Here is a 25,668-nt window from a genome sequence, read left to right on the forward strand (position 1 = left end):
GTTTAAAAATCCAGATATTCGTTAATTCGTTTTCCAGCGTCTTAAGGCTAAGCCTTACCAGCGACGCTCCAGGCGGCGGCGCAGCCAGACCGCAGCGGTATTCATAATAATCAGGAAGCCTAATAACACCATAATGGCGCCCGAGGTACGCTCGGTAAAGGCACGTTCCGGGCTGTCGGACCAGAGGAAAATCTGCACCGGCAACACAGTGGATGGGTCATCAACAAAGCCAGGTACATCCACCACAAAGGCGATCATACCAATCATCAGCAGTGGTGCAGTTTCCCCCAGCGCCTGAGCCATACCAATGATGGCACCGGTTAACATACCTGGCAGAGCCAGTGGCAACACATGGTGGAATACCACCTGCATTTTTGACGCCCCCAGGCCATAAGCCGCTTCACGAATGCTGGGTGGCACCGCTTTAATCGCTGCACGGCCGGAAATAATAATGGTCGGTAAGGTCATCAGTGTTAATACCAGACCACCCACTAACGGAGTGGAGCGCGCCACACCAAACATATTGATAAAAATCGCCAGACCCAGCAAACCAAAGGTAATCGAAGGTACCGCCGCCAGGTTATTAATATTGATTTCTACCAGCTCGGTAAAACGGTTACGCGGCGCAAATTCTTCCAGATAGATAGCCGCCGCCACACCAATCGGGAACGACAACAGGAAGGTCACCATCAGGGTCAGGAAAGTACCGGTAATCGCACCGCGGATACCCGCCAGTTCCGGCTCACGCGAATCCCCATTGGTAAAAAACAACTTATTAAAGCGGGTATACATAACTCCGCTGTCGACCCAGGCGTTCATCCATTCCAGCTCGGCAGCGGAAAAATGGCCATCGTACCCTTTCGGCCGATCGTGTTTATACCACTGATCCACCGCGTCATCGGCAATCAGAGTAAAGTCGACCTGCTGACCAAGCAGTGAACGATCCGCCAGTACCGCATTCTGAATCTGCCACGACGCTCCGGCACTGACCAGGCCATATAAAGCACGGCGTTGTTTACGCCCCTGGGGTTGCAGTGTGGTTTTCAGATGGCGTTTAACCAGCCCCTCAAAGTTGGCAAAACGAATTTCCTCGTCGCTCGACGCGGCGTTAATACCGAGGTAATCCGCATCGATCAGAATACGTTGTTCAATGACCGTCTGGCGAAAAGCCGAGGTCCCCTTCGACAGAATATCGCCGAATAACACCACCAGGCACAACAGGCCAAATAACACCGACGCCACGCCGTACACCCGGAAACGGGTTTCTGCCGCACGGCGGCGAGTCATGCTTTTTTCAACCTTTTCGCGCGTGGTTAAACTGGAGTGAGTCAGATTAGTCATATTGCTCTCGATATTTCTGTACGACTTTCAGGGCGGCATAGTTCAGTGCCAGCGTTACCAGGAACAACACCAGACCCAGGGCAAATGCGGCCAGTGTTTTTGGTGAATCAAACTCCTGGTCACCCACCAGCAAGGTCACAATCTGAACCGTGACGGTGGTTACGCTGTCGAGCGGATTCGCCGTCAGGTTGGCTGCCAGACCTGCGGCCATGGCAACGATCATGGTTTCACCAATGGCGCGCGACACTGCCAGCATCACGGCACCCACAATGCCCGGTAACGCCGCCGGAATCACCACCTGACGTACGGTTTCGCTGCGGGTAGCCCCGAGGCCATAACTGCCGTCACGCAGGGATTGTGGCACCGCGTTGATGACGTCATCCGACAAGGAAGACACAAACGGAATAATCATCACCCCCATCACCAGGCCGGCTGCCAGCGCGCTTTCTGACGACACCGCCAGTCCGGCACTTTCACCCAGCGTACGGATAGCCGGAGCCACCGTTAACGCCGCGAAAAAGCCGTACACCACAGTCGGGATACCGGCCAGCACTTCCAGCGCCGGTTTGGCGTATTTACGCACGGTCACGGTGGCGTATTCGGATAAATAAATGGCCGACATCAGGCCAACCGGCACGGCAATCACCATCGCAATCAGGGAAATCAATAAGGTACCGGCAAACAGCGGCACCGCACCAAAACTACCGGAGGAGCCGGACTGATCGGCACGTAACGCCACCTGCGGAGACCAGGTAGTACCGAATAAAAACTCAATCGGGCTGACTTTATGGAAAAACATCCAGGCTTCATACAACACCGACGCCAGAATACCCACCGTGGTTAATACCGCCACCGCCGAACTCGACAGCAGTAACAGGCTGACAATTTTTTCCACCTCGGTACGGGCGCGCATCTGCGGCTGAATACGCCGCCAGCTCAGACCTAAACCAACCAGCGCCAGAGTCAGCACGGCACCGGCATTTAACAGGCGAGTACGTTCCTGCAGGGCCTGCAGGTGCTCCACCGCCGGCTCCAGCTCAGGTACGGCCGCAATACCGGCACCGCTGGCCAGGTTATGTACCTTGCTCAGCGCCAGCTGGATATCGATCGCAGACCCCTGCTGAATTACGTCCGGCAGCTGAGCCACCAGCAGATGATCAATCACCGGCCCTTGTAACAGGCTCCAGATAATCAATAACAGGATGGCAGGCAAACCGGTCCAGAGTGCCATCAGGGCACCATAATGGGTTGGCAGGGAATGCAGATTACCACCCTGGTTTGCAATCGCCCGGGCGCGGTTACGACCTAATAAATAGGCGCCACCGAGAAAGATGACAATTGCAATTAGCAAACTACTGTAATTCATGGTTTGAACTCATGGCGTTTCAGTGTGAGTGTTTTTTATGTGCAAAAGCCGAGGCGCTTGGCCTCGGCTCTGCAGCATCGCTGAGCCCGTCTGGCGGCTTATTTGCCGGCCAGAGGTGTCAGGTTTTTAACGGTTTTTATCACGCTGGCACGTTCTTCATCAGACATCGGAATCATGCCTTTATCAGCCAGGTAACCATCTTCACCCATCGCACGTTCGGAAGTAAATTCAGCCAGGTATTCTTCGATACCAGGAATCACACCGATGTGTGCTTTCTTCACGTAGAAGAACAATGAACGGCTAACCGGATAATCACCTTCAGAAATCGCGTCAAAGGTCGGCAGTTTGCCGTCAATCAGAGAACCCTGCACTTTGTCGTCATTCTCTTCCAGGAAGGAGAAGCCGAAGATACCCAGTGCATTCGGGTTCGCCACCAGCTTCTGCACGATCAGGTTGTCGTTTTCACCGGCTTCGATGTAACCACCGTCTTCACGCATACCGTGGCACACCGCTTTGTACTTTTTCTTGTCCTGTTTTTTCATCGCCTTGATGAAAGGGATCTGCTTGCAGCCACCTTCCATTGCCAGCTCAACAAACGCATCACGGGTACCGGACGTTGGTGGTGGACCTAATACCTCAATTTTGCGGTTCGGCAGCGCCGGATTAACATCGCTCCAGTTCTGGTAAGGGTTTTCCACCAGAGTCTCTGAGCCATCCGGGTTCGGTACGTTTTTCGCCAGCGCCAGGAAGATGTCCTTACGGCTCAGTTCCATCTGTTTCGCAGCAGTGGTGTTCGCCAGCACGATACCGTCGTAACCGACCATCACTTCAACGACGTCTTTAACGCCGTTTTTGGCACACAGCTCAATTTCAGAAGATTTAATCGCCCGGGAAGCGTTGGTGATATCCGGCGTGTTTTCACCCACACCGCTACAGAACAGCTTCAGACCGCCGCCGGAACCGGTTGATTCCACCTTAGGGGTGCGGAAGTTGGTGGTTTTACCAAAACGCTCGGCCACCACGGTGGAGAACGGATAAACCGTTGAAGAACCAACGATGCTGATATAGTCGCGCTCTGCCTGAGCAGTGGTGCTTATCGCGGCTGCCATCAGCGCCGCACCGGTCAACAATACTTTTTTCATAGAGACTTCCTTCTTGAACCGCTGCGCGGTCATCGGTAGTTGATCATTTGTTGCCGGGCATTATTTGACAGCAATGTTACAGAAATATGACACACACCTTATTTATGACATTTGCGTTGCAGAAATATGACACCCGAACCAGCAGCCTCTCCCCTGCCCACAATCACCAGCGTCTCAGGTAACGCAGCCAGCGCCAGACGTTCAGCAGGCTGGCCAAAGAACCCGCAACATAGGTCAGCGCCGCCGCGCGCAGAATCTGCCGCGCCGCCTGCATATCGTCAGCGGCAAAATAGTTGCCCCGCTGCAGCATAGGTAATGCTTTATTAAAGCTGGCATCCCACTCCACCGGCAGGGTTACCAGGTGCATCAGCGTGCCCAGCAGCATCGATAACAGCGCCGCCAGCAACGCCCAGCGTGACGCAGCCGGCGCAACACTGATCAGTAGCGGTGCCAGCAACAGCGCCAGCGGCGCTGCTTTTTGTGCCCAGTAGGCGATATGTGCCAGCCAGGTACGGCTGTGAAATAACACTTCGTTATTATGATGTTGCAGCGCATGGCCGACTTCGTGGGCGGCCACCACTGCAGCCGTCAGGCTTTTGCCCTCCATTTTGTCCGCCGTCAGCCGTACCATGCGTGCTTCAGGATCGTAATGATCACCGTCCGCTGTCACTTCGACCCCGACGTTATCAATCGCCAGCTTATCCAGCAGATGACGCGCCATTTCAGCGCCGTTACCGGGAAAGTCCGGCCTTGGACGGCTGTATTTCTTTAACACGTGCTGCACCCAGATGCCCGGAGCACTGAGTAACAACAGCAGTAGCAGCAATATCACTAACCAGATCATGACGCGTTCTTCCCGCAATCGTTTATCTATGGGACGAACAATTCTAACGCGAAATTAGTCACGACTGGGCTTCGCTGCTAGAATACGCGCCCTGTTTTATGATCTGTTTCGGTTATCAGAGGTCAGCCCCTTGAGTATTCAATTCATCGCATCCTCCAAACTGCCTACTCCGTTTGGGGTGTTCACCATGCATGGCTTCGAAGAAGCCGGCACGGGCAAGGAACACGTTGCTCTGACGATGGGCGATGTCAGCGACGGCGAGCCGGTACTGGCCCGGGCACATTCCGAATGCCTGACCGGCGACGCGCTGTTTTCCATGCGTTGTGATTGTGGTTATCAGCTGGAAGAAGCCCTGCGCGCAGTGGCCGAAGCCGGCCGGGGCGTGGTGTTATATCTGCGTCAGGAAGGCCGTGGTATTGGTCTGCTGAATAAAATCCGTGCTTATAACCTGCAGGATCAGGGGGCTGATACCGTAGAAGCCAACGAACAGCTCGGTTTTGGCGCTGATATGCGTAATTATTCTATGTGCCAGCCTATGCTGGACCAGCTGGGAATTAAAGCCATCCGCCTGATGACCAATAACCCGCGTAAGGTCAAAGCATTAAGTGATGCCGGTGTTGATGTGGTTGAACGTGTGCCGCTGGAAGTTGGCCGTAACCCTCACAACGACAGCTACCTGAAAACCAAAGCCAGCAAGCTGGGTCACTATTTACCACAAGGCGATGTACCACAAAGTGACGACCGGCCGCTGATCAGTCATCAGGACGACGACGCCTGATTGGCATCCTGCCGGGCGATATGCAGCATAATGTCATGTCCTTCAAACTGACGCTGTAACGCCCGCAACTTTTCGATATGACGTTCTGTCAGGCAGGTATCCGCAGATAACAACACGGTACCCGACGGACTGTAGAGATTATCTTCCAGCACCATACCCGCCCGGGCCTCCCTAATGGTGATACGCTCCACCTGAGAAACAACCCCTTCACTGAAATCCTCCAGCACATCCATAAAGACATCCACCAGCTCACGGTCGTAACGCTGCGATGCCATTTTCAGCAGATAAATCCGGGCATTTTCTTCGCTGAGTTTTTCTCCGAGAAAGTTATGCTCACGCTGCAGCTCAACATAATCACTGGCGATGCGCAGGATGCGCGCCTCCAGCGGAATGGCATCACCGGCGAGACGATCGGGAAATCCCCGGCCGTTATACAGCTCGGTGTGCGAGCGGATGATATTCGAGGCGTTTTGTAGCGGCTCCAGTAACATCAGCGAGGTCTGGCCGTTTACGCTGAAATGAGCGTATTCCTTTTTTTCGTTGGCGTTCAGCTGGGTCAGTGATTTACGGATCACGGCATCGGACAAACTGACCTTACCGAAGTTTTTTAACAGCGCGGCAAAATACACATCCTGAATCTGCTGCCCCTGCAAGCCGGCAAACTCGGCAAACGATTTCGCCAGCCGGGCAAATTTTTCCGTGCTGCCGGGTTCTTCACCGATACGGGCTTCGATCAGGCCGGTCAGGATATGCACCATACTGTTAAATTCATGGTGCAGCGAGCGATAGGCCTCGCGCAGTTTGCTTTCTGCTTCGCCGACCTGATCGGACTTTTGCAGGTATTTTTGCTCCAGCTCGCGGTTCAGCCGCGCCAGCTCGGCGTTTTGTTCCACTACCCGGGCATTCAGCGACTCATTGGCCGATTTCAGCTGATGCAGGTCGATAATTTCAGCCACGATGGCGTTCAGTTCATCATTGTCCCAGGGCTTGCCGACGTAGCGATGAATACGTCCTTCATTAACTGCCAGAATGGTGGAATCCAGGTCGGAAAAACCGGTTAACAGCAGCCGTGCCATATCCGGATATAACAAATAACAGGACTTCAGCAACTCAGCGCCGGACATACCCGGCATCCGCATATCGCTGATAATCAGATCAAATTGTTCATCCTGCAGAATCTCCAGTGCTTCGGCACCGCCTGCGGCGTCCAGGACATCGTAATTACGCCGGAACAAACGGCGCAACGCCCGCCGTACCTCACTTTCATCATCAACGATTAATAATCGTGGCCGGTTTTCATCAGCACTGCGCGGCATATTCTGATTACTTAACATCATCCTCTCCGTTGTTGCTTGCCAGCGGTGCTCCGGCTGGCCGGTCGTCTTCCGCCTGTTCCTTCGCCAGTGGCAGATGGATGGTAAAACAGCACCCTTCACCGGGCGCCGTTTGCAGGTCGATCCAGCCGCCATGTTCATTCACGATTTTGTAACACAACGCCAGCCCCATACCGCTGCCCTGGTTGGAGCTTTTGGTGGTAAAAAACGGTTCAAATACCTGGGCTGCCACCTCTTTACTCATCCCCGGCCCGTCATCACAGATGGTCAGCTGAATATCGCTGTCAGTCAGTGTTTCCTGCAGCCGGATTTCCCCGGGCTGATCATCCAGCGCCTGAATGGCATTAACGATCATATTGGTCACCACCTGGGCAATCTGCGAGCTGTTGCAGAAAATATCCGGTAGCTCTGCCAGCTCAGTAGTTAAGGTAATGTTGTCGCCGAGGCGATTGCTGGCGATGTTAATCACACTGCCGATATCGTCGTTCAGGTTCGCCAGACGTTTATCCGCTGCGCCTTTACTGCTGAGACGTTTCATGTCGAGGATGATTTTTTTCACCCGTTCAATACCGGCAATACAATCCTGTACTTTATCCGGTGCATCCTCACAGACATGCTGAATATCCAGTTGCTGATAAGCAGATAACAATTGTTGATAAAAAGGTGATTCTTCTTCCAGGCTGTCGGAAGCCTGATCCAGCCGTTTGATAAATGCCTGCAGGTTTTCCAGGTCGTGTGCCAACTCACGCAGGTTAGAACCGATATACGCCACCGGGTTATTAATCTCATGTACGATGCCAGCCGATATTTCGCCCAGGCTGGCGAGGCGCTCGGATAACAATAACCGTTTTTGCACCTGATCCAGATCGTTGTTCACGTCTTTCAGTTCGTAATGGCGTTTGAGTAATTCTTTATGGCTGTGGGCGGTGCGCAACATTTGTTCGCGCAAAAATTCGGTGGTTCCGGCCAGCTCATCGTAAGTCTGCTGCAGCTGCTGCTCGGTTTGCTGATGAGCCAGCCGGGCACGATGTAACAGCGATAACAGCACAAACACCAGCAGGCCAACGCCCAGCGACACCAGCCACATCACCCGTGATGAACGCAGCTGTTGCAACAACGGCTCGCGCTCAATTTTGAGGACAAAATCCGGGGTCATAAAGTCGGGGCGTTCAAACCAGGAGTGTTCGTTCTGAGGATCGTCAAACATCGCCTGACCGCGATATTCCAGCTGTAACTGCAAGCGCCCGAAACCGGCATATTCACTCAGGCCTGCCAGCCATTCGTGCAGATCCAGCAGCACCTGACGCTGGCCGTTCTGACCCGCCTGAGATTTATGAAACACCAGCAACGCTCGGGGATGACCCGCAGGCTGGGGAGTGACCACCGCCGACATGTCCTGCAGGTCGAACTGAATACGCCAGATATGAGAAAAGCTGCTGTCACTGCTGTAGGGCAGAATGGCATCCGGCACCTGCCAGGGTGCATCGGCAACCAGAGATTCGCGTGCGGTCGCCGCCAGTTCATAAAACTCACGCAACGCACGCAGGTAGACCTGCTCCAGCACCTGATCGGCAACAGTAGTGGCGCGGCGTTCTTCCAACGGCTTCAGCAACTGATAGCTGAGTGTCGCCGTCACCAACGCCAGCAATAATGCAGCAAAAGAAAATCGGCTTAACACGATACTTAACCCAAGCGGTGATTCGCTTTAAGTTAAGCACTATCTGATAAAAAAACGACCGGTCAACTGTCGTATTCAGAGATTCTGACGGATGGTGTCCAATACCGCGTCAACGCTCAGGCCAACGTATTGCCATTGCTGCTGCGGTGCAGCGTGTTCGACATAACGATCCGGAATACCCAGCTGACGACATGCGGTAGTGATCCCCTGACTGGCCAGATGTTCCAGCACAGCACTGCCGGCGCCGCCGGCGATGGCGTTTTCTTCCAGCGTAATCAGCAGATCATGATCCGCCGCCAGCTGCTCGACCAGCGCCTCATCCAGCGGTTTCACAAAACGCATATCGGCAATCGTGACATCCAGCTGCTGTGCCACGTCCAGCGCCAGCTGTAACGGCGCACCAAAGGCCAGCAGCGCGACCCGCTGGCCGGCTTCTGCGGCACTGCGGCGCCGTACCACACCTTTACCTATCGGCAGTGCCGTCATGGTGTTTTCAACACTGACCCCGGCACCTGAGCCCCGTGGATAACGCACCGCTGCCGGGCCGGGATACTGGTAGCCTGTGTATAACATCTGGCGACATTCATTTTCGTCCGACGGTGCCATCACCACCATATTGGGGATGCAACGCAGGTAGCTGAGATCATAAGCGCCGTGGTGGGTCGGGCCGTCTTCGCCGACCAGGCCTGCGCGATCGATGGCAAATAACACATCCAGATTCTGCAGAGCCACATCGTGAATCAGCTGATCGTAACCACGTTGCAGGAAGGTGGAATAAATTGCCAGTACCGGCTTGGCCCCTTCACAGGCCAGACCTGCGGCCAGCGTCACCGAATGTTGTTCGGCAATCGCCACATCGAAATAACGCTGTGGATACAATTCAGAAAAACGAATCAGGTCGGAGCCTTCACGCATGGCCGGCGTAATGCCCATCAGGCGCTCATCGGCCGCGGCCATATCACATAACCAGCGACCAAAAATATTGGAATAGCTCGGCTTAGCCGGCGCCTGGCTGGCGGCACTGGTTTTCTTTAACGCATGGTATTTAATCTGATCGGCTTCTGCCGGCGCAAAACCTTTGCCTTTTTTGGTAACAACATGCAGGAATTTAGGCCCCGGCAGTTTTTTCAGGTTTTCCAGCGTGTGCACCAGCTCGGCCGTATCATGACCATCGATCGGGCCGTAATAGTTAAAACCCAGCTCTTCAAAAAAGATACCGGGAGCCACCATGGCTTTCATATGTTCTTCGGTCTTCCGGGCAAATTCCCAGGCCGCCGGGATTTTACCCAACACTTTTTTGCCACCTTCGCGCAGACTGGTGTAAGTCTGGCTGGACCACAGACGGGTAAAATATTTGTTCAGCGCTCCGACGTTGTCGGAGATCGCCATGTCGTTATCGTTGAGAATCACCAGCAGGTCGGATTTTTCGTGGCCGGCATGATTCAGCGCTTCAAATGCCATGCCGGCGGTCATGGCACCATCACCGATGATTGCCACCGCCTGATTATCTTTGCCCTGCGCACGCATCGCCAGGCTCATTCCCATCGCCGCACTGATCGAGGTGCTGGAATGGCCCACGCCAAAGGTGTCGTAATCACTTTCCGTCCGCAACGGGAATGCCGCCAGGCCACCTTCACTGCGGATGGCTGTCATGGCATCACGCCGGCCGGTCAGGATTTTATGTGGATAAGCCTGATGGCCAACGTCCCACACCAGTTTATCGTCCGGGGTATTAAAGACATAATGCAGCGCCACGGTGAGCTCAACCACTCCCAGACCCGCGCCAAAATGACCGCCAGACTGGCCAACACTGTAAAGCAGGTATTCACGCAACTCATGACACAGCTGAGGCAGCTGTTCCGCATCCAGTTCGCGCAGCTGGGCCGGCACACTCACGCTGTCGAGCAGCGGAGTTGAAGGTCGGGTGCTTGGAATTTCGGTAAACATCAGATAATCACAATTCCGGTAGCGGCGTCTGTTTTGACTGAGTGCGCCTGTAAAAAAGGCGCACATTCTAACGGTTTGTGCGCCTTATTAGTAGTTTTGCCCGACGCTCGTGATCAGTGATCACGTTCGATGATGTAACCTGCCAGTGCCGCTAAAATGCTGCTGTCACCCGGCAACGCCTGCAGAGCATCACGCGCTTCATCCACCAGCTCACGGGCTTTCTGGCGGGCACCATCCAGCCCCAGTAAGGCGGGATAAGTCGGTTTATTCAGTGCCACATCCGCGCCCTGCTCTTTGCCCAGCGTTGCGGTATCACTTTCGATGTCGAGAATGTCATCCTGAACCTGAAACGCCAGACCCACGGCATTGGCGTAACGCCCTAAAGCCGTGGCGATGTCGGCCGGAATCTGTTCCAGCACCGAACAGGCTCCCATATCCACCGCCGCACAGATCAGTGCCCCGGTTTTATGACGGTGCATGGTTTCCAGTTGCTGCAACGTCATACTTTTACCCACATGGCTCAGGTCGATCGCCTGACCAGCTACCATGCCAGCACCCCCGGCAGCCCGGGCCAGGATCTGAATCAGCTGCAGCCGCTGAGCAACCGATAACGGCGCCTGCGATAACACCTCAAACGCTGCCGTTAATAAGCCATCACCGGCGAGAATAGCCGTCGCTTCATCAAAGGCGATATGACAGGTCGGTTTACCACGGCGTAAATCATCATCATCCATCGCCGGCAGGTCATCGTGTACCAGCGAATAACTGTGCACCATCTCCAGCGCACAAGCGGCAGCATCAGCCTGTTGCCAGCTGCCGCCCAGCGCACTGGCTGTGGCATAAGTAAGAAACGGCCGTAACCGTTTGCCACCGTTCAGAAGGCCATACTGCATGGCCTGCGCCAGGCGGGCATCGGCCAGCTGTAATTCTTCCAGCCGTTGTAATAACTGCTGCTCAACCCGGCTCTGCACTTGTGCCAGTAATGCCTGCATTATTGTTCACCTTCCTGAAACGGATAGGGTACTGACTGCCCGTTTTGTTCCATCAGAATCTGCACCCGCTGTTCTGCACTGCTGAGTGCCTGCTGGCATTGCCGGGTCAGCTGTACTCCCTGTTCAAACGCCTGCAATGAGTCCTGCAGCGACAGCTCGCCACTTTCCATACGCTGCACCAGCTGTTCCAGCTGTGTCAGTGCGGTTTCAAATTCAAAGCCGGGCTGAGTTGCGTTTGTGTGTTGCTCAGAATGATGTTGCTCAGAAGGGTGTTGGTCAGTCATAACAATGGGCCTGTTCAGATAGCGGCAACACTAAACCGCCCCCGACCAGAATGCAATTGGTCGTTAATTAGTGATTGAACAGGAAGAACCACAAAGTTTGACTAAACTCTAGGGTGGACTCTCCGTTCTACACCTGATTCGTCTTTCGCCATTGGATATACGCAAGGAGCAGTAGTGGATCTCGCAACCCTAGTCGGACTGGTCGGCGCCTTCGGTATCGTTATTTTTGCCATGATACTGGGCGGCGATATCACCATGTTTGTCAACGTACCGTCGTTGTTAATCGTTGTTGTCGGCAGCATCTTCGCTGTGATGATGAAATATGAGCTGGGTCAGATACTGGGCGCCGCCAGTGTCATGATCAAGGCTTTTATGTTTAAACTCAGCAAGCCTGAGCCCGTGATTGAGGAAGTGGTCGAACTGGCCGGCCTGGCCCGTAAAGGTGGCCTGTTATCACTGGAGGGTAAAGAAGTCAGTGATGATTTTCTCGCCAAAGGCATTCAGCTGTTAGTGGATGGTCATGACCCCGACGTGGTACGTACGCTGCTGAATAAAGAAAAAAAATTATCCCTCGACCGCCACGTGGTTGGCGCCTCTATTTTTAAAGCCATGGGTGACGTTGCTCCGGCGATGGGCATGATCGGTACCCTGATTGGCCTGGTGGCCATGCTGGCCAATATGGACGACCCCAAAGCGATTGGTCCGGCTATGGCTGTTGCGTTGCTGACCACTCTGTACGGCGCCATGATGGCAACTATGTTCGCCCTGCCGGTAGCCGACAAACTGACGTTGCGTATGGACGAGGAAGACCGCCTGAAAGCCATGATTATCGATGCCTTGCTGGCGATTCAGAGTGGCCAGAACCCGCGGGTTATCGAAACCATGCTGCAGTCCTATATTCAGGAAGGCAAACGTACGGTGACGGATTAATCCGGACCATTAACGCAGACTTGTTTAAGGTTATCTGAGAATTATGTCCGCAGAAGAAGAACAGGAATGCCCACCCTGCCCACCCGTCGGGGCCGCCTGGGTAATGACCTTCGCCGACCTGATGTCGCTGCTGATGTGCTTTTTTGTACTGCTGTTGTCGTTTTCAGAAATGGACGCGCTGAAGTTCAAACGCCTGGCGGGTGAGCTGCGCGAAGCGTTTGGCGTGCAAACCCTGATCAACGTCAGCGATCCCCCCAAGGGCACGTCCGTGATTGCCCGGCATTTCAGCCCATCGATTCCGGAACCGACACCGATCAATGAAATTCGCCAGAAAACCAGTGATATTACCAAAAGTTCGCTGGAGGTATTGTGCCAGGATGAAGTGACCCAGCAGGAAGAAGCTCAGGGAGATCAGGGCAAGATGACCCGGGATGTGGTCGTGGAAAGCAACACCGCCGAAACCCTGGCCGCGGAGGCCGCAGCTGCCGAAGCCGAGGCACTGGATATGGCGGCTCAGCTGGAAGATGAAATTGCTGAGGGTCAGGTAGAGATCGAAACTTCCGGTAAAAAAATTATCATCCGTATTCAGCAGCGCGGAGCCTTCCGTTCCGGCTCCGATTACATTGAAGATAAATTTTTACCGGTGATCGATAAAATCCGCGAAGTACTGGTAACCGTACCGGGTAAAATTTCAGTGGAAGGTCATACCGATGATATTCCGATTCGTGGTGGCCGCTTCCGCACCAACTGGGGTTTATCGACGGCCCGGGCAGCGGCCTTTGCCGAAGAATTATTTATCGCCCCGGAAATGAACGAAGAACGCTTTCAGATTGTTGGCCACGCCGACAAAATGCCATTGGTGCCGAATGACAGTGATGAGGCCCGGGAGCGTAACCGCCGGGTGGAAATTATTATTCTGCGTTCCCGGGAAGGTGATGACGACGACCAGCCGGAAATTCAGTCTGATGACAACCGAGTTGAAGATGCTCTGAACGCGCGCCCGGAAGATTTTGAGCTGCGCCCGAATGAGATTTTCTGAGCCGTTTTAGCCGCTTTAAGCAGAGGAATCTGACACAAAAATGGAAGACAGACGCCGCTTTTTCCGCCTCGATGACGAGGTCATTCTCGATTTTCAGACGCTCAGCCGTGAAGAGGTTGCGGCCTGGCGTGAAAGTCATCAACAACAAAAAGATGAGCTGGCCCAGCTGGAGCAGGAGATCGGCAGCCATATCAGCCAGCTGCGTTCACAAAACCCCACCATCGGCCGCTTACTGGAACTGTTTAATCAGAAAATCAACCTGTTAGGCGGTACCCACCTGACAGGCAGCAATAAACCCGAACTGAATGCCACCGAAGCTCGTACCCGCATTAACCTCAGTGCCTGCGGTATGGCTTTCCATACCCACGAAACGGTGAAAGCGGAAGATCATCTGTTATTACATATGCAGCTGAAACCCTCGAATACCGAGTTATCGCTGACTGGCCGGGTCATTTCCATTGACAAAAATCCGCTGGCCGGTGAACCGGATCTGGTACGGATTGATTTTCACGATCTGCGCGAAGCTGAGCAGGAAGTACTGATTCAGCATTTATTCCAGCTGCAGAACCGCCATCTGAAATTGCGCAGTGAAGATTCTGCCAACGATGACTGAACTATTTTCAGCGCGAATGCGGTGCAGCACCCGCGCTGAGCGATAGACATTTATTTCCGTTATACTGCGCTTTTTTGCCGCCGAGCGTATTGTATGTCTGGCCCACGCGTTTATTGTGACCAACCCCTGTCCCCTGAGCAGCAGATTGAACTGGACGACATTGCCGTTGGTCATCTGTTGCGGGTGTTACGCCTGAAAGACGGCGATGGCATTCGTCTGTTTAATGGCGACGGACATGAATACGCCGCCCGGTTATGTCAGGTCGCAAAAAAGTCTGCCGCTGCCGAGGTGTTTTCCCTGTTACGCACCGATCCAACGCCCACTCTGACCATGCATCTGGGCCAGGTTATTTCCAAAGGTGACCGTATGGATTTTACTATCCAGAAAGCCACGGAACTGGGTATCAGCGAAATCACTCCGCTCTGGAGTGAACGTTGTGAAGTGCGGTTAAAAGGTGAGCGACTGGAGAAAAAACTGCAGCACTGGCGGCGGGTGGCGATTGCCGCCTGTGAGCAATCCGGTCGTAACCGGATACCGGAAATTCACGCGCCGCGTCATTTTGCCGACTGGTGTCAGCAAACCCCGGAACAACTGAAATTCACCTTACACCCTCATAAACAAAAAGCACTGCAGGATTATCCCGCCCCGGTCAGCCTGGCCTTACTGGTTGGCCCGGAAGGTGGCTTCAGTGAAACCGAGGTTGCCCAAACAATGGCGGCGGGTTTCGCCGGGCTGACATTGGGGCCGCGGGTATTAAGAACCGAAACCGCCGCTCTGGCGGCGCTCAGTGTGTTTCAGTTTCAGTGGGGCGATTTTTAACTCAGGTTGCTGTTTCCGGTTGCTATCGCTCCAGCTGTGCTAGCGCCTGGTAGCCCTGGCTGGTTAACTCCTGATTCACACAATCCAGTACATAAGCCGGCAGTTCAGCGTCGCTGACAGCATCGGACAGCGCCCAGTCTTTGCATACAGCGACCAGGTCATTCACCACCTCCGGAGGCGCGACCAGGTCCGTGTCGGCCTGCTCACTGTCATATTCCGTTGCCAACGGATAGTCCTGTTCGTCATCGCTGGCCAGCAGGCCCGCAGACATCAGCAACAAGCTGGTCATTATGATCCATTTCATCGGTTTTTCCCGTTATCGCCGTTAAAAAATCATCGATTCATCATGGCCGGGAATAATGGCACTGAAAAACAAATAATTTTTATCCTGTCGATCAGTAATTAACGTCCGGGCATCTGGCCGTCATGGCTGAGCGGTAATTGCTGTGCGCCTGCGCTGCGAAACCAACCGGCAATCGAATAACGATCACGCTGCGCCGGTAACACTTCGTGGGGAAATTCTTCACTGAGAAACACCACCAGCGTTCCCATCTGCGGCGTTATCCGGATACCGGATACATCCTGCTCATCACGATACAGCACCAGCTCGCCGCCATCCCCGGGCTGCCAGTCATGATTCAGGTAAGTCACCAGCGTCAGAGTGCGGTTGGCCTGACCACGAAAAGCATCCACATGACGCTGATAAAAATGCCCCGGCGGGTAATGAGCAAAATGTGATTCAAAAAAAGATAAACCCAGAAATAAACGCCGGTTCAGATAGCCACGTAAGCGTGTACTCCAGTCCAGCCATTTCGCCTCTAGCGGACCCTGCTCGTCGATCCAGCGGATCTGATCGTTGCGGACCGAACGGTCGGTGAGATGCTGAATACCGCGACCAATGCCGGCCTGGCGGTATCCTCCGTGGCTGTCGTCGCTGGCCAACAGCGCCAGAGCCTGTGCCAGCCCGGCGGGTAATGCCGCCGGTTGAATACTGTACCCCTGGCGGGTCAGATCCTGGCAAATATGTTCAAAAACAAGGTCATCGGATGAGGGGCTGACTGCGGCCGCTGTGGCGCAGGTAGAAAAGGTCATGATGGCGTGTCCTGATTGGGCCGGCGATACTGGCCCAGCCACAATCAGAACACCAACGATATAATCTGCTCGTCACGAGTCGCATGATTAATCGTAATTTCAGAAGTCTGCCAGCATATTTCTCAGGCTGGATAAGGTTTCCTGACCTCGCTGCTTTTTTTCTTCTTCTGAGCTTTCATCGCGCCCTTCCCAGGTGATGTCGTCCGGCGGTAATTCGTCGAGAAAACGGGAATGTGTGGTGGTGATGGCTTCGCCATACTGACGTCGTTTGCCGGCGTAGGTTAATGCCAGTGTGCGTTTTGCCCGGGTGATCCCCACGTACATCAGGCGCCGCTCTTCTTCGATGGTATCGGCTTCAATACTGTTGCGGTGAGGCATCAGCTCTTCTTCCATGCCCATGATATAGACGTGAGGAAACTCCAGACCTTTGGATGCATGCAAGGTCATCAGCTGCACCTGATCGGTTTCGTCTTCCTGTTCCTGCTGTTCCATCATGTCACGCAGAATTAATTTACCCACCGCATCTTCGATGGTTACTTCCTCACCCACTTCATCCGCTTTTTCGATCATTTTATTAACCGAATCAATCAGGAACCAGACGTTTTTCATGCGTCGTTCGGCCTGGTTCGGAGTGCCGGAATTCTGCAATAAATAACCTTCGTAATCGATGTCTGCAATCATCTCTTTGATCGCAGCAACCGGGTCATCGGTGTAGGCATTTTTGGTGATGTTTTCCAGCCAGTGGCCAAAGCGGCGCAAACGATCCACCGCTTTGGGCATTAACATTTGTTCCAGCCCCATTTCGGTGGTGGCTGACATCATTGAAATGCCACGCATGGCGGCATATTCGCTCAGCTTTTCGATGGTCGTTGGGCCGATTTCGCGGCGCGGGGTATTAATAATCCGTAAAAATGCGGCGTCATCACTGGGATTAATTAACAGCCGCAAATACCCCATAATATCTTTAATTTCGTTACGGCCAAAAAACGACTGACCGCCACTGAGTTTATAGGGAACCTGATACGCCTGTAATTTCATTTCAATCACCCGCGACTGGTGATTACCCCGGTACAACACAGCAAAATCTTTATAACCGCAGCCATAACGTAACCGTCGTTCGACAATTTCGGTGGCGATACGCTCAGACTCCACTTCGTCGTTACGGCATTTTAAAATCCGGATCGGATCGCCATACCCTTTATCGGACCAGAGTTTTTTCTCAAACTCGTGCGGGTTGTTATCAATTACCCGGTTTGCGGCGTTCAGAATCAGACCGGTGGAACGATAGTTCTGCTCCAGCTTTACCAGCTTCAGTGTTGGAAAATCCTTTTTCAGCAACGACAGATTTTCCGGTTTGGCGCCCCGCCAGGCATAAATCGACTGGTCGTCGTCACCCACCACCGTCAGGCCGGTACGGTGACCAACCAATAATTTCACCAGTTCATACTGGCTGGTATTGGTATCCTGATATTCGTCCACCAGCAGGTAACGAATCTTTTTCTGCCAGCGCGCCAGTACCTCTTCATGTTTCATAAACAGCAGCGTCGGCACCATAATCAGATCATCGAAGTCGACGGCGTTATAAGCCCTCAGCATGCGCTGATAGACTTCGTAGGTCTGGGCAATCATCATCTCTTGCGGGCTGGTCGCCATCTCAATCGCCTGATGGGGCTCGATCAGGTCATTTTTCAGACTGGAAATCGCATTCTGTACCAGTTCAATCATATCGCCGTCATCACCGTGTTCACGGTGCATTACATCGCGAATAATCCCTTTACAATCGTCCTGGTCGAGAATGGAAAAACCCGGTTTATAACCGGCTGTTTTATTCTCAAAGCGGATGATGTTCAGCCCCAGGTTGTGGAAGGTGGATACCGTCAGACCTTTGGCCCCGCCTTTCCCCACCAGCGAACTGACCCGCTCTTTCATCTCTCGTGCGGCCTTATTGGTGAAAGTCACCGCCGCGATATGATGCGCCTTGATGCCGCAGCTACCAATCAGATAGGCGATTTTTCGGGTGATCACCGAGGTTTTGCCCGAGCCGGCGCCGGCAAGTACCAACAATGGCCCATCAATATATTTGGCGGCTTCACGTTGACGGGGGTTTAGCTGGCTGAGATCGACCACGGGGTTCCTCGGTACAGAATGAGATAGGCCGGGCATTTTAGCAGCAGCGGCCGCTGAATAAATCCTTTATTCCACCCGGCCTGTTACCAGACTTAGCACAAAGTCTGAGCGTTTAGCGCCAACTACTTGTCAGCCTTGATTATTTTCTGCATGTTAACCTCTCCAAGAAAGCGAATTGCCTGATCATCGGGCTCTGGAATGTTATGTCTGCAAGCCCATATTCGACAGACCTGCAACTGGCACTGCAACTTTGCCCATTACCGGCATTAAGCTGGATCGCTCGTTTGTTGCGCCCATGGCCGATAATGAATCCCAGGCTCATATCGTTCGCAGTATGCTGGAGCTGGCCAAACGCATGAAGCTTGAAACCACCGCAGAGGGGGTTGAAGATGAACACTGCCTGAGGCTGGTGCAGGCGCTGGGTTGTGACCGGATTCAGGGCTTTTTATATTCCGCGCCGTTGCAGCTCGACACGCTGATCCGGTATGCACAGGAGGGGTTTCCCACCTCCCGCGACTTTTATCAGCACAGTTTATTCTGAAATATTCAGCAATAACCGGCTGCCGGTTGAGTGTGTTGGCCAAAGAACACTCCGGAGTCATAGGGGTTCTGCCGCTGAGTATGCCAGTAGCTGAGTCCGGCAATCACCAGCAACAGCAACAACAAAAAGATCAGCAGGTTCAGTGGTGGTTTCATTCCGGCCTCCAGCAGTCAGATCGGATTACGTCGAAGCTGTTATCACCATAGCAGCCCAGCTTCCGGTAACACTATTTTTGCAGGTAACGATCAATCGTGCGGTAACTCAGGGCTTCCAGTAAATGAGGCCGTTCAATCCAGTCTTTGCTTTGCAGGTCGGCAATGGTACGGGCAATTTTTAACACCCGGTGATAAGCACGGGCCGACAACTTCAGACTTTCGATCGCGCCCAGTAACCACTCCCGATCATCAGTAACCAGCGCACACACCTGATCCCGACGATCACCCGACAACTCAGCATTAATACACCCCTGGCGCTCAAACTGACGCTGGCGCGCCGCCTGAACCCGTTGCTGCACAACATCCGTCGGATCCCCTTCCGGAGCCTGTTGCAACATTGCGGTTGGAATCGGTGGCACTTCAACATGCAGATCTATGCGATCAAGTAAGGGGCCGGAAGCCTGGCCCTGATAGCGCCGCACCTGGTCGGTGGTACACTGACAACGTCCGCCCGGGTCACCAAAGTAGCCACACGGGCAAGGGTTCATCGCTGCAATCAACTGAAAGCTGGCCGGGTAGGTAATAGAGCGGCTGGCACGGCTGATCACAATGCGGCCACTTTCCAGCGGCTCTCGCAGCACATCCAGTACTTTGCGGCTGTATTCCGGCAATTCATCCAGAAACAGCACACCGGCATGTGCCAGCGATATTTCCCCGGGTTTAGGTTTGGTACCGCCGCCCACCAGCGCCACGCCGGAAGCTGTATGGTGTGGTGAGCGAAATGGCCGTACCCGCCATTGCTGCTGCCAGTCGTGTTGATGATTGGAAATGGAATAAATGGAAGCCGATACCAGGGCTTCCTGCTCCGACATCGGTGGCATAATGCCGGGTAAGCGACTGGCCAGCATGGTTTTACCGGTGCCGGGTGGGCCAATAAACAACAGGTTATGTTGTCCCGCCGCCGCAATTTCCAGCGCGCGCTTGGCCTGAGGCTGACCACGCACGTCGCGTAAGTCGGCCGGTGGCTGCTGGCGCTTAACCTGAGTGGCATCGATCGGCACTACATCACGCAAACTGCGCTGGCCATGCAGGTAATCACTCACTTCCTGCAACGAACTGGCGGCTTTGAAGTGGCCGGAGGTGCATAATGCCGCTTCTTCCGCATTCGCTTCCGGCAATACCAGCAGTTGTTCGGCGTTCGCTGCCTGCAGCGCTGCCGGTAACACACCCGGTATTGGCTGTAACTCACCGCTCAGCGCCAGTTCGCCAATAAACTCTTTGCCCTCCAGCCCAGTGGCCGGCATCTGTTCTGACGCGGCCAGAATGCCCAGCGCAATCGCCAGGTCATAACGGCCACCATCTTTAGGTAAGTCGGCCGGAGCCAGATTGATGGTGATGCGTTTTGCCGGAAATTCAAAGCCACTGTTAAGAATGGCAGACCGCACCCGGTCTTTGCTTTCTTTAACCGCCGTCTCCGGCAGCCCCACCAACGTCAGTGACGGCAAACCACTGGATAAATGAACTTCGACACTGACCCGCGGGGCATCAATGCCCAACTGCGCACGGGTGTAAACTCGGGCAAGCGACATAAGCATTCCTTGCATCTTATTCTTCAGGGTATGTACCACTAAAAGACTAAGGCACGGAATGGCGTTGCTGTAGTGATTAACCCTCCAGATGACACTTTATGCTGAGCTGCCAGTACAGCAACCTCACATTAATACGCCAGTTTACCGACCGCCGGACCGTGTAACGTCCCCAGATACAAGGCATCGCCATGCGGTTGCACTGAGGTGATTTCACCAATCGCGACCGCCGCCTGATCGTGCAGGCTCTGTAAGATATTGCCCTGCTCATCCAGCTGTACAATAAAACCGTATGGCTTAGGAACCGGGGCAAATGAACGCGGCAGTTTAGCCAGCTGATTTTTAATAAAAGGGACAGGATGAAATTTATCCAGCGTGGCACTGCGTGGCGCATACAACGCCATCCAGAAACGGCCGCTTTCATCCCGGGCGATACCATCCGGCAAACCCGGTAACTGACTGGTAAATAAATCACGCTGACCGGCTTTTTCACCCGTCAGCCAGATACGGCTGGTGCGGTAGGCAAAGGTTTCGTTAACCAGCACAAAACTCTGATCCGCGGCCACGGCCACACCGTTGGCAAAAAACAATTCATCGGCCAATAAATCCAGCTTGCCGCTCAGCGGATTAAAAGCAAACAGCCGCCCGGACGGTTTAGCGGTTAACGCATCCCACAAATAATCTTTTAACGGGAAACGACTCGAAGCGTCACTGAAATAAATGGTGCCATCCGCTGCAATATCGACATCATCCACCACTCCGAGACGTTGGCCCTGATACTGATCCACCAGCGTCACCAGCTTGGCCAGCGGCGTCAGCATCAGCAAACCTTTAACACCATCGGCAATGATCAGGTTACCGGCAGCATCGAACGCCAGCCCCAGCGGCCGGCCGGCCGTGTTAGCCAGCGTTTCCCAGTTGCTGTATGGACATTTACGCAAAATGTCGCCGTTTTCGGCTCCGGTGTACACACAATTGAGTTTATCCAGTGCCACGTCTTCGCCGCCACGGGCACCCGGTAATGGCAATAAGGTCGTGCGTTGCAACGCATCATTCGGCGCCAGCACACCGTTCATCGCCAGCGGCCGCGATGGCTGAAAAGCCGCTGAGTCGATCGGCGACGGATAACCCAGCGCCGCCGCAATAACAATCACCACCAGCAAGAACAACTTAAACATACTTCACCCATTCGTTTTTCTGCCATTGTTTGGTAATTCATCAACAGAGTCCAGTGACTCGGTTAGCAAAATACGATAACTCAGAGGTGAACAGCGGATGAACACAACTCCTGCCACGGGCTGAACAACGGAAAGTCATTCTGATTCATATGATGGGCAGCCATGCAGCCGGATAATATCACGGCCAACATGGTCGAAATTCCATTGATTTTCTGGATCAATAATCCGGAAAAACAATCAGCTATGGACCAGAATAGCGGCCGTGGCTTTAATTACCTTACAGAAATAAAAAAAGCGCTGACGAATATTTTATCAGCGCTTTTTTATAGTTACCTGCGCCTGAGTTAAACCAGCAGGTAACCACCATCAACATTAATGCTGGTGCCGGTGGTATAGCTGGAGGCATCCGATGCCAGATACAACACGGTGCCGGCCATTTCATCGGGTAAGGCAACACGTTTCATCGGAATATGCATCATAGCCTGCTTCAGAATGGCTTCATTACTGGTTAACGTGCTGGCAAATTTAGTATCGGTTAAACCTGGCAGCAAAGCATTGACTCGAATCCCCAGCTGCGCACATTCTTTGGCAAACGTTTTGGTCATGGCAATCACTGCCGATTTAGTGATCGAATAAATGCCCTGGAAATCTCCCGGGACCACACCGTTAACCGATGCAACATTAATAATGCTGCCACCGCCGTTCTTTTTCATCAGCTTGCCGCCGGCACTGGACATAAAGAAATAACCGCGGATATTCACATCCACTGTTTTCTGGAAAGCACCCAGGTCGGTATCCAGCACATGTCCGAAATACGGATTGGCGGCGGCGTTATTCACCAGAATATCCAGCTTGCCGTGTTGCTCTTCAATGCTGTTAAAGCAGGCTTCAATCTGATCCATCTCACCGATATGGCAGGCCAGTGCCTGTGCACTGCCGCCCGCACTGGTGATCTCATCCGCAACCCGCTGACAACCATCTATTTTACGGCTGGAGACAATCACGTGCGCCCCGGCTGAGGCTAATAATTTAGCGATGCTTTCACCAATACCACGGCTGGCACCGGTAACCAGTGCAACACGACCTGACAGATTAAATAATTCTTGGGGGTTCATAATAGTGATTCCTTATTATTGTCTTGCAGCAGCCGGGGCTGCTCAGCGATAGGTTACGAAGTGCTGCCCGGCAGCGTCGAGATGATGATGTTCATTACAGCTGGCCAGACTTAAACGGCCACTGCGGCTATATAGCAGCTGGGTTACACCGGCGTTCAGTAAGGTCCAGTTCAGCTCAAACGCCTTCTCATGGGATAACCCCAGACACCGTTGGGCAATAGCGGTTACCGGCCCACCCGAGGTAAACACCACACCATCCTTACCATCCAGCTGCTGGATTAACCGGTCCAGCGATTGATTACAGCGTGATGTAAATTCAGCCCAGGATTCCTGATATTCATGATGTTCGCCCGCGGTCCAGCGCGCCACCGCCTGAGAAAATAATTCCTGAAATGCTTTGTGGCGGTTTTTCTGAGTTAACAGCCAGGCGCCTAATGCCGCCTTATTAGCAAACTTTGGAAATGCGCAGGCAATTACATCATCCGAGTCGAACTCATTAAAGCCGGCCATTTCCACCACCGGGCCATGAGCATGCCAGTGCCGCTGAGCCCCTTGCAGGGTTTCGCGATGACGTACCATCGCGCCATGCACGACTTGTCCGGCTTCCACTCCGCGTTGTGTCAGCGCCTGACCAACCCGTTCAGCCTGTTGCCAGCCCAGCTCCGATAACTGATCGTAATTCAGCTTACCAAAGCCGGCCTGACCATGACGAATCAGATAAATACTGGCCATAATCAGCGCACTTTTGGCAATTGACTGGCACGCATAATACGGTTGCAACGCCAGTTAATATAATGAACAAACAACCAGAAATTTTTAAACGCCGGATTATCCGTTTGTTTATGGTGATAGCGGTAATAAATCTGCTGCACAATCACCGCCAGACGGAATAAACCAAACACCTCATAAAATGGCCACATGGATTTATCCAGCCCCATTTTTTCACAATAATAATCGACGATTTCAGCGCGGCTTAACATGCCTGGTAAATGACTCGGCTGCCGCCGGATGGCACGCATCAGAAAATCGTCATCCGCCTGTACCCAGTAGGCTAATGCACCCCCCAGATCCATTAACGGATCCCCCAGGGTTGCCATTTCCCAATCGAGCACACCAATAATATCGCCCGGGTTATCCGGATTTAACACCACATTATCCATGCGGTAATCATTGTGAATAATGCAGGTTTTTACATCGTCAGGCTGATTATCGGCCAACCACTGCATGGTTTTTTTAAACCCCGGAACATTCCAGGTTTTTGATTGAACAAAACGTTTACTCCAGCCAGCTACCTGACGCTGAACGTACCCCTGGCCTTTGCCTAAATCCTCTAACCCGGCCGCCTGATAATCGACCTGGTGTAAATCAATCAGTTTATCCACTACCGATAAACATAAATCGTGTGCCTGCTGCTGACTGAGCGTCATACCTTTTGGCAAATTACCTCGCGGAATAATACCCACCAGCTTTTCCATGACATAAAAATCACAACCGATGACACTGTGATCTTCGCAAAAAGCGAGCATTTCCGGCACATAAGGGTAAACGGGTTTTAATCGCGCCATGACGTTATATTCACGCTTCATATCATGGGCACTGGCCGCTTTATGACCGGCTGGCGGGCGGCGCAGAATATAGTCTTTATGATTGCCATCTGCAGCGCTATAACTCAGCTGATAGGTCAGATTGGAGGCTCCACCTGAAAACTGCCGCACTTCAGGAAGCGTTTCCCCTAAATTCAGTCCCTGATCATTTAACCAGTGATGTACGGCAGCGATATCAAAGGCATCACTGTCGCGCAGGGTTTTGGGTTTATCGATATATTGTTCGCTCATTTCGCTCCCGCTTCTCCCTGCTGCTGAAACTGAGTTTTTAAATTCGGATCTCGTGCTTTCAGTGACTGAGCAAATTTTTTCATCTGGGCGCGGTATAACCACGGCAGGTATTTTTTAACGAAATAAGCGCGCCGCCCGGCCGGGTGTGGATTACAGATCATCTGATTATTCTGCATCGCCCGATACGCCGCTTCGGCAATGTCATCAGCATCCAGCGCCGACGCCTCAAACACTTTATCGACAAACTTATACATCTGTGGATCTGATGTTTTCATGCCTTTGTCGAGATTGGTACGGAAAAAACCCGGGCACAATGCCGTGGTGCCAATGCCGTATGGTGCCAGTTCAAAATGCAGAGTCTCAGACAAAGCCACCACCGCCGCTTTGGTCACGTTATACGACCCCATCGATGGTGCTTTCATTAATCCTGCCAGTGACGCGACGTTAATAAAATAACCCCGGCCCTGTTGTTTCATCATTGGTGTGAAAGTACGACAGCCCAGCGCTACACCTTTCAGGTTGATATCAATCACCCATTCCCACCAGCTCCATTCACCCGCTTCAATACGGTCACCGGTGGCGACACCGGCGTTATTAATCACCACATCGATGCCTTGCCAGCGCTGTTCCACTTCGCCTAGCAGCGTTTGCCATTGCTGTTCTGAACGAACATCCAGATCAACAACCCAGCCCTGGCCGCCGGCTTTTTCCACCAGTGCCAGAGTTTCCTGTGAACCTTCTTCGTTGATGTCGGCAATACAGATATCAGCACCGGTTGTGGCAAAGCGTAATGCCAGTGCCCGCCCCAGACCGGAAGCCGCTCCGGTAATTAATACTTTTTGTGTCATGTGTATGCTCTGCCTGATAGTTCCGCTTTGTTGTTATTTATTCATACAACAAATGGCTCCTTAAGAGCCATTTGTGCCATATCA

General features: G+C 53.1%; 25 protein-coding genes. 6 read left to right on the forward strand and 19 right to left on the reverse strand.

All coding sequences use genetic code 11. From position 1 onward, the window contains the following. Positions 1–54: 54 nt before the first annotated feature. The 4 genes from pstA to ACFOMG_RS11150 all read right to left on the reverse strand — a co-directional run bounded on the left by pstA (position 55) and on the right by ACFOMG_RS11150 (position 4,693). Complete coding sequence (gene pstA / locus ACFOMG_RS11135; RefSeq protein ID WP_376866663.1) at positions 55–1,341, reverse strand: phosphate ABC transporter permease PstA; 1,287 nt, start codon at positions 1,339–1,341, stop codon at positions 55–57. Next, the gene (gene pstC / locus ACFOMG_RS11140; RefSeq protein WP_376866664.1) at positions 1,334–2,707 is read right to left on the reverse strand and encodes a phosphate ABC transporter permease subunit PstC; all 1,374 of its coding nucleotides are present in this window, start codon (positions 2,705–2,707) and stop codon (positions 1,334–1,336) included. Before pstC ends, pstA begins: the two co-directional genes overlap by 8 nt. Positions 2,708–2,805: 98 nt before the next feature. Then, entirely contained in the window at positions 2,806–3,849 is a 1,044-nt protein-coding gene (locus tag ACFOMG_RS11145) for a PstS family phosphate ABC transporter substrate-binding protein (RefSeq protein ID WP_376866665.1), read from the reverse strand. 163 nt (positions 3,850–4,012) lie between these two features. Next, a complete protein-coding gene (locus ACFOMG_RS11150; RefSeq protein ID WP_376866666.1) occupies positions 4,013–4,693 on the reverse strand; it encodes a zinc metallopeptidase in 681 nt (226 codons plus the stop codon). Between the two features lie 130 nt (positions 4,694–4,823). Here ACFOMG_RS11150 and ribA point away from each other — a divergent pair, with 130 nt between their 5' ends. Next, positions 4,824–5,471: a GTP cyclohydrolase II gene (gene ribA, locus ACFOMG_RS11155; RefSeq protein WP_376866667.1), complete on the forward strand. Its 648-nt coding sequence runs from the start codon at positions 4,824–4,826 to the stop codon at positions 5,469–5,471. Here the strand turns inward: ribA and ACFOMG_RS11160 are convergent. From ACFOMG_RS11160 to ACFOMG_RS11180, 5 genes are all read right to left on the reverse strand, one after another. Further along, positions 5,453–6,808: an HD domain-containing phosphohydrolase gene (locus ACFOMG_RS11160; RefSeq protein ID WP_376866668.1), complete on the reverse strand. Its 1,356-nt coding sequence runs from the start codon at positions 6,806–6,808 to the stop codon at positions 5,453–5,455. The two genes, ribA and ACFOMG_RS11160, sit on opposite strands and share 19 nt — an antisense overlap. After that, positions 6,795–8,483: a sensor histidine kinase gene (locus tag ACFOMG_RS11165; RefSeq protein ID WP_376866669.1), complete on the reverse strand. Its 1,689-nt coding sequence runs from the start codon at positions 8,481–8,483 to the stop codon at positions 6,795–6,797. The genes ACFOMG_RS11160 and ACFOMG_RS11165 overlap by 14 nt, the downstream gene beginning before the upstream one ends. A 75-nt stretch (positions 8,484–8,558) precedes the next feature. Further along, positions 8,559–10,430 (reverse strand): 1-deoxy-D-xylulose-5-phosphate synthase, encoded by a 1,872-nt coding sequence (gene dxs, locus ACFOMG_RS11170; RefSeq protein ID WP_376866670.1) that lies wholly within the window; start codon positions 10,428–10,430, stop codon positions 8,559–8,561. A gap of 113 nt (positions 10,431–10,543) precedes the next feature. Further along, complete coding sequence (gene ispA / locus ACFOMG_RS11175; protein WP_376866671.1) at positions 10,544–11,422, reverse strand: (2E,6E)-farnesyl diphosphate synthase; 879 nt, start codon at positions 11,420–11,422, stop codon at positions 10,544–10,546. Beyond that, positions 11,422–11,706, reverse strand: a complete 285-nt coding sequence (locus ACFOMG_RS11180; RefSeq protein ID WP_376866673.1) for an exodeoxyribonuclease VII small subunit — start codon at positions 11,704–11,706, stop codon at positions 11,422–11,424. Before ACFOMG_RS11180 ends, ispA begins: the two co-directional genes overlap by 1 nt. A gap of 174 nt (positions 11,707–11,880) precedes the next feature. Here ACFOMG_RS11180 and pomA point away from each other — a divergent pair, with 174 nt between their 5' ends. From pomA to ACFOMG_RS11200, 4 genes are all read left to right on the forward strand, one after another. Then, a complete protein-coding gene (gene pomA, locus ACFOMG_RS11185) occupies positions 11,881–12,636 on the forward strand; it encodes a flagellar motor protein PomA (RefSeq protein WP_376866674.1) in 756 nt (251 codons plus the stop codon). Positions 12,637–12,679: 43 nt separating this feature from the next. After that, complete coding sequence (locus tag ACFOMG_RS11190) at positions 12,680–13,675, forward strand: flagellar motor protein MotB (RefSeq protein ID WP_376866675.1); 996 nt, start codon at positions 12,680–12,682, stop codon at positions 13,673–13,675. A gap of 40 nt (positions 13,676–13,715) precedes the next feature. Next, a complete protein-coding gene (locus tag ACFOMG_RS11195; RefSeq protein WP_376866677.1) occupies positions 13,716–14,288 on the forward strand; it encodes a PilZ domain-containing protein in 573 nt (190 codons plus the stop codon). Positions 14,289–14,381: 93 nt separating this feature from the next. After that, positions 14,382–15,107 (forward strand): 16S rRNA (uracil(1498)-N(3))-methyltransferase, encoded by a 726-nt coding sequence (locus tag ACFOMG_RS11200; RefSeq protein WP_376866679.1) that lies wholly within the window; start codon positions 14,382–14,384, stop codon positions 15,105–15,107. 22 nt (positions 15,108–15,129) lie between these two features. Here ACFOMG_RS11200 and ACFOMG_RS11205 read toward each other — a convergent pair whose 3' ends face one another. The 3 genes from ACFOMG_RS11205 to rep form a co-directional block, all read right to left on the reverse strand. Next, on the reverse strand, positions 15,130–15,411 hold the full coding sequence (locus tag ACFOMG_RS11205) for a hypothetical protein (protein ID WP_376866680.1): 282 nt from the start codon (positions 15,409–15,411) through the stop codon (positions 15,130–15,132). Between the two features lie 98 nt (positions 15,412–15,509). Continuing rightward, a complete protein-coding gene (locus ACFOMG_RS11210; protein WP_376866681.1) occupies positions 15,510–16,199 on the reverse strand; it encodes a 2OG-Fe(II) oxygenase in 690 nt (229 codons plus the stop codon). Between the two features lie 99 nt (positions 16,200–16,298). Further along, positions 16,299–18,326, reverse strand: a complete 2,028-nt coding sequence (gene rep / locus ACFOMG_RS11215; RefSeq protein WP_376866682.1) for a DNA helicase Rep — start codon at positions 18,324–18,326, stop codon at positions 16,299–16,301. 250 nt (positions 18,327–18,576) lie between these two features. Between rep and ACFOMG_RS11220 the strand changes: the two genes are divergently transcribed. Further along, the gene (locus ACFOMG_RS11220) at positions 18,577–18,867 is read left to right on the forward strand and encodes an EAL domain-containing protein (protein WP_376866684.1); all 291 of its coding nucleotides are present in this window, start codon (positions 18,577–18,579) and stop codon (positions 18,865–18,867) included. 5 nt (positions 18,868–18,872) lie between these two features. Here ACFOMG_RS11220 and ACFOMG_RS11225 read toward each other — a convergent pair whose 3' ends face one another. The 7 genes from ACFOMG_RS11225 to ACFOMG_RS11255 all read right to left on the reverse strand — a co-directional run bounded on the left by ACFOMG_RS11225 (position 18,873) and on the right by ACFOMG_RS11255 (position 25,584). Next, positions 18,873–19,022: a hypothetical protein gene (locus ACFOMG_RS11225; protein ID WP_376866686.1), complete on the reverse strand. Its 150-nt coding sequence runs from the start codon at positions 19,020–19,022 to the stop codon at positions 18,873–18,875. Positions 19,023–19,093: 71 nt separating this feature from the next. After that, positions 19,094–20,611 carry a YifB family Mg chelatase-like AAA ATPase gene (locus ACFOMG_RS11230; protein WP_376866688.1) on the reverse strand — a complete coding sequence of 506 codons (1,518 nt, stop codon included), beginning with the start codon at positions 20,609–20,611 and terminating at the stop codon, positions 19,094–19,096. Between the two features lie 128 nt (positions 20,612–20,739). Then, entirely contained in the window at positions 20,740–21,786 is a 1,047-nt protein-coding gene (locus tag ACFOMG_RS11235; RefSeq protein WP_376866690.1) for an SMP-30/gluconolactonase/LRE family protein, read from the reverse strand. Positions 21,787–22,130: 344 nt separating this feature from the next. Further along, on the reverse strand, positions 22,131–22,901 hold the full coding sequence (locus ACFOMG_RS11240; protein WP_376866692.1) for an SDR family oxidoreductase: 771 nt from the start codon (positions 22,899–22,901) through the stop codon (positions 22,131–22,133). A 42-nt stretch (positions 22,902–22,943) separates the two neighbouring features. Continuing rightward, positions 22,944–23,633 (reverse strand): histidine phosphatase family protein, encoded by a 690-nt coding sequence (locus ACFOMG_RS11245; protein ID WP_376866694.1) that lies wholly within the window; start codon positions 23,631–23,633, stop codon positions 22,944–22,946. 2 nt (positions 23,634–23,635) lie between these two features. Further along, positions 23,636–24,736 carry a phosphotransferase family protein gene (locus tag ACFOMG_RS11250; RefSeq protein WP_376866696.1) on the reverse strand — a complete coding sequence of 367 codons (1,101 nt, stop codon included), beginning with the start codon at positions 24,734–24,736 and terminating at the stop codon, positions 23,636–23,638. Then, on the reverse strand, positions 24,733–25,584 hold the full coding sequence (locus ACFOMG_RS11255) for an SDR family oxidoreductase (protein ID WP_376866697.1): 852 nt from the start codon (positions 25,582–25,584) through the stop codon (positions 24,733–24,735). Before ACFOMG_RS11255 ends, ACFOMG_RS11250 begins: the two co-directional genes overlap by 4 nt. Between the last annotated feature and the right edge of the window lie 84 nt (positions 25,585–25,668).

The sequence above is a fragment of the Bacterioplanoides pacificum genome, assembly GCF_042648445.1.
Classification (GTDB): domain Bacteria; phylum Pseudomonadota; class Gammaproteobacteria; order Pseudomonadales; family Oceanobacteraceae; genus Bacterioplanoides; species Bacterioplanoides pacificum.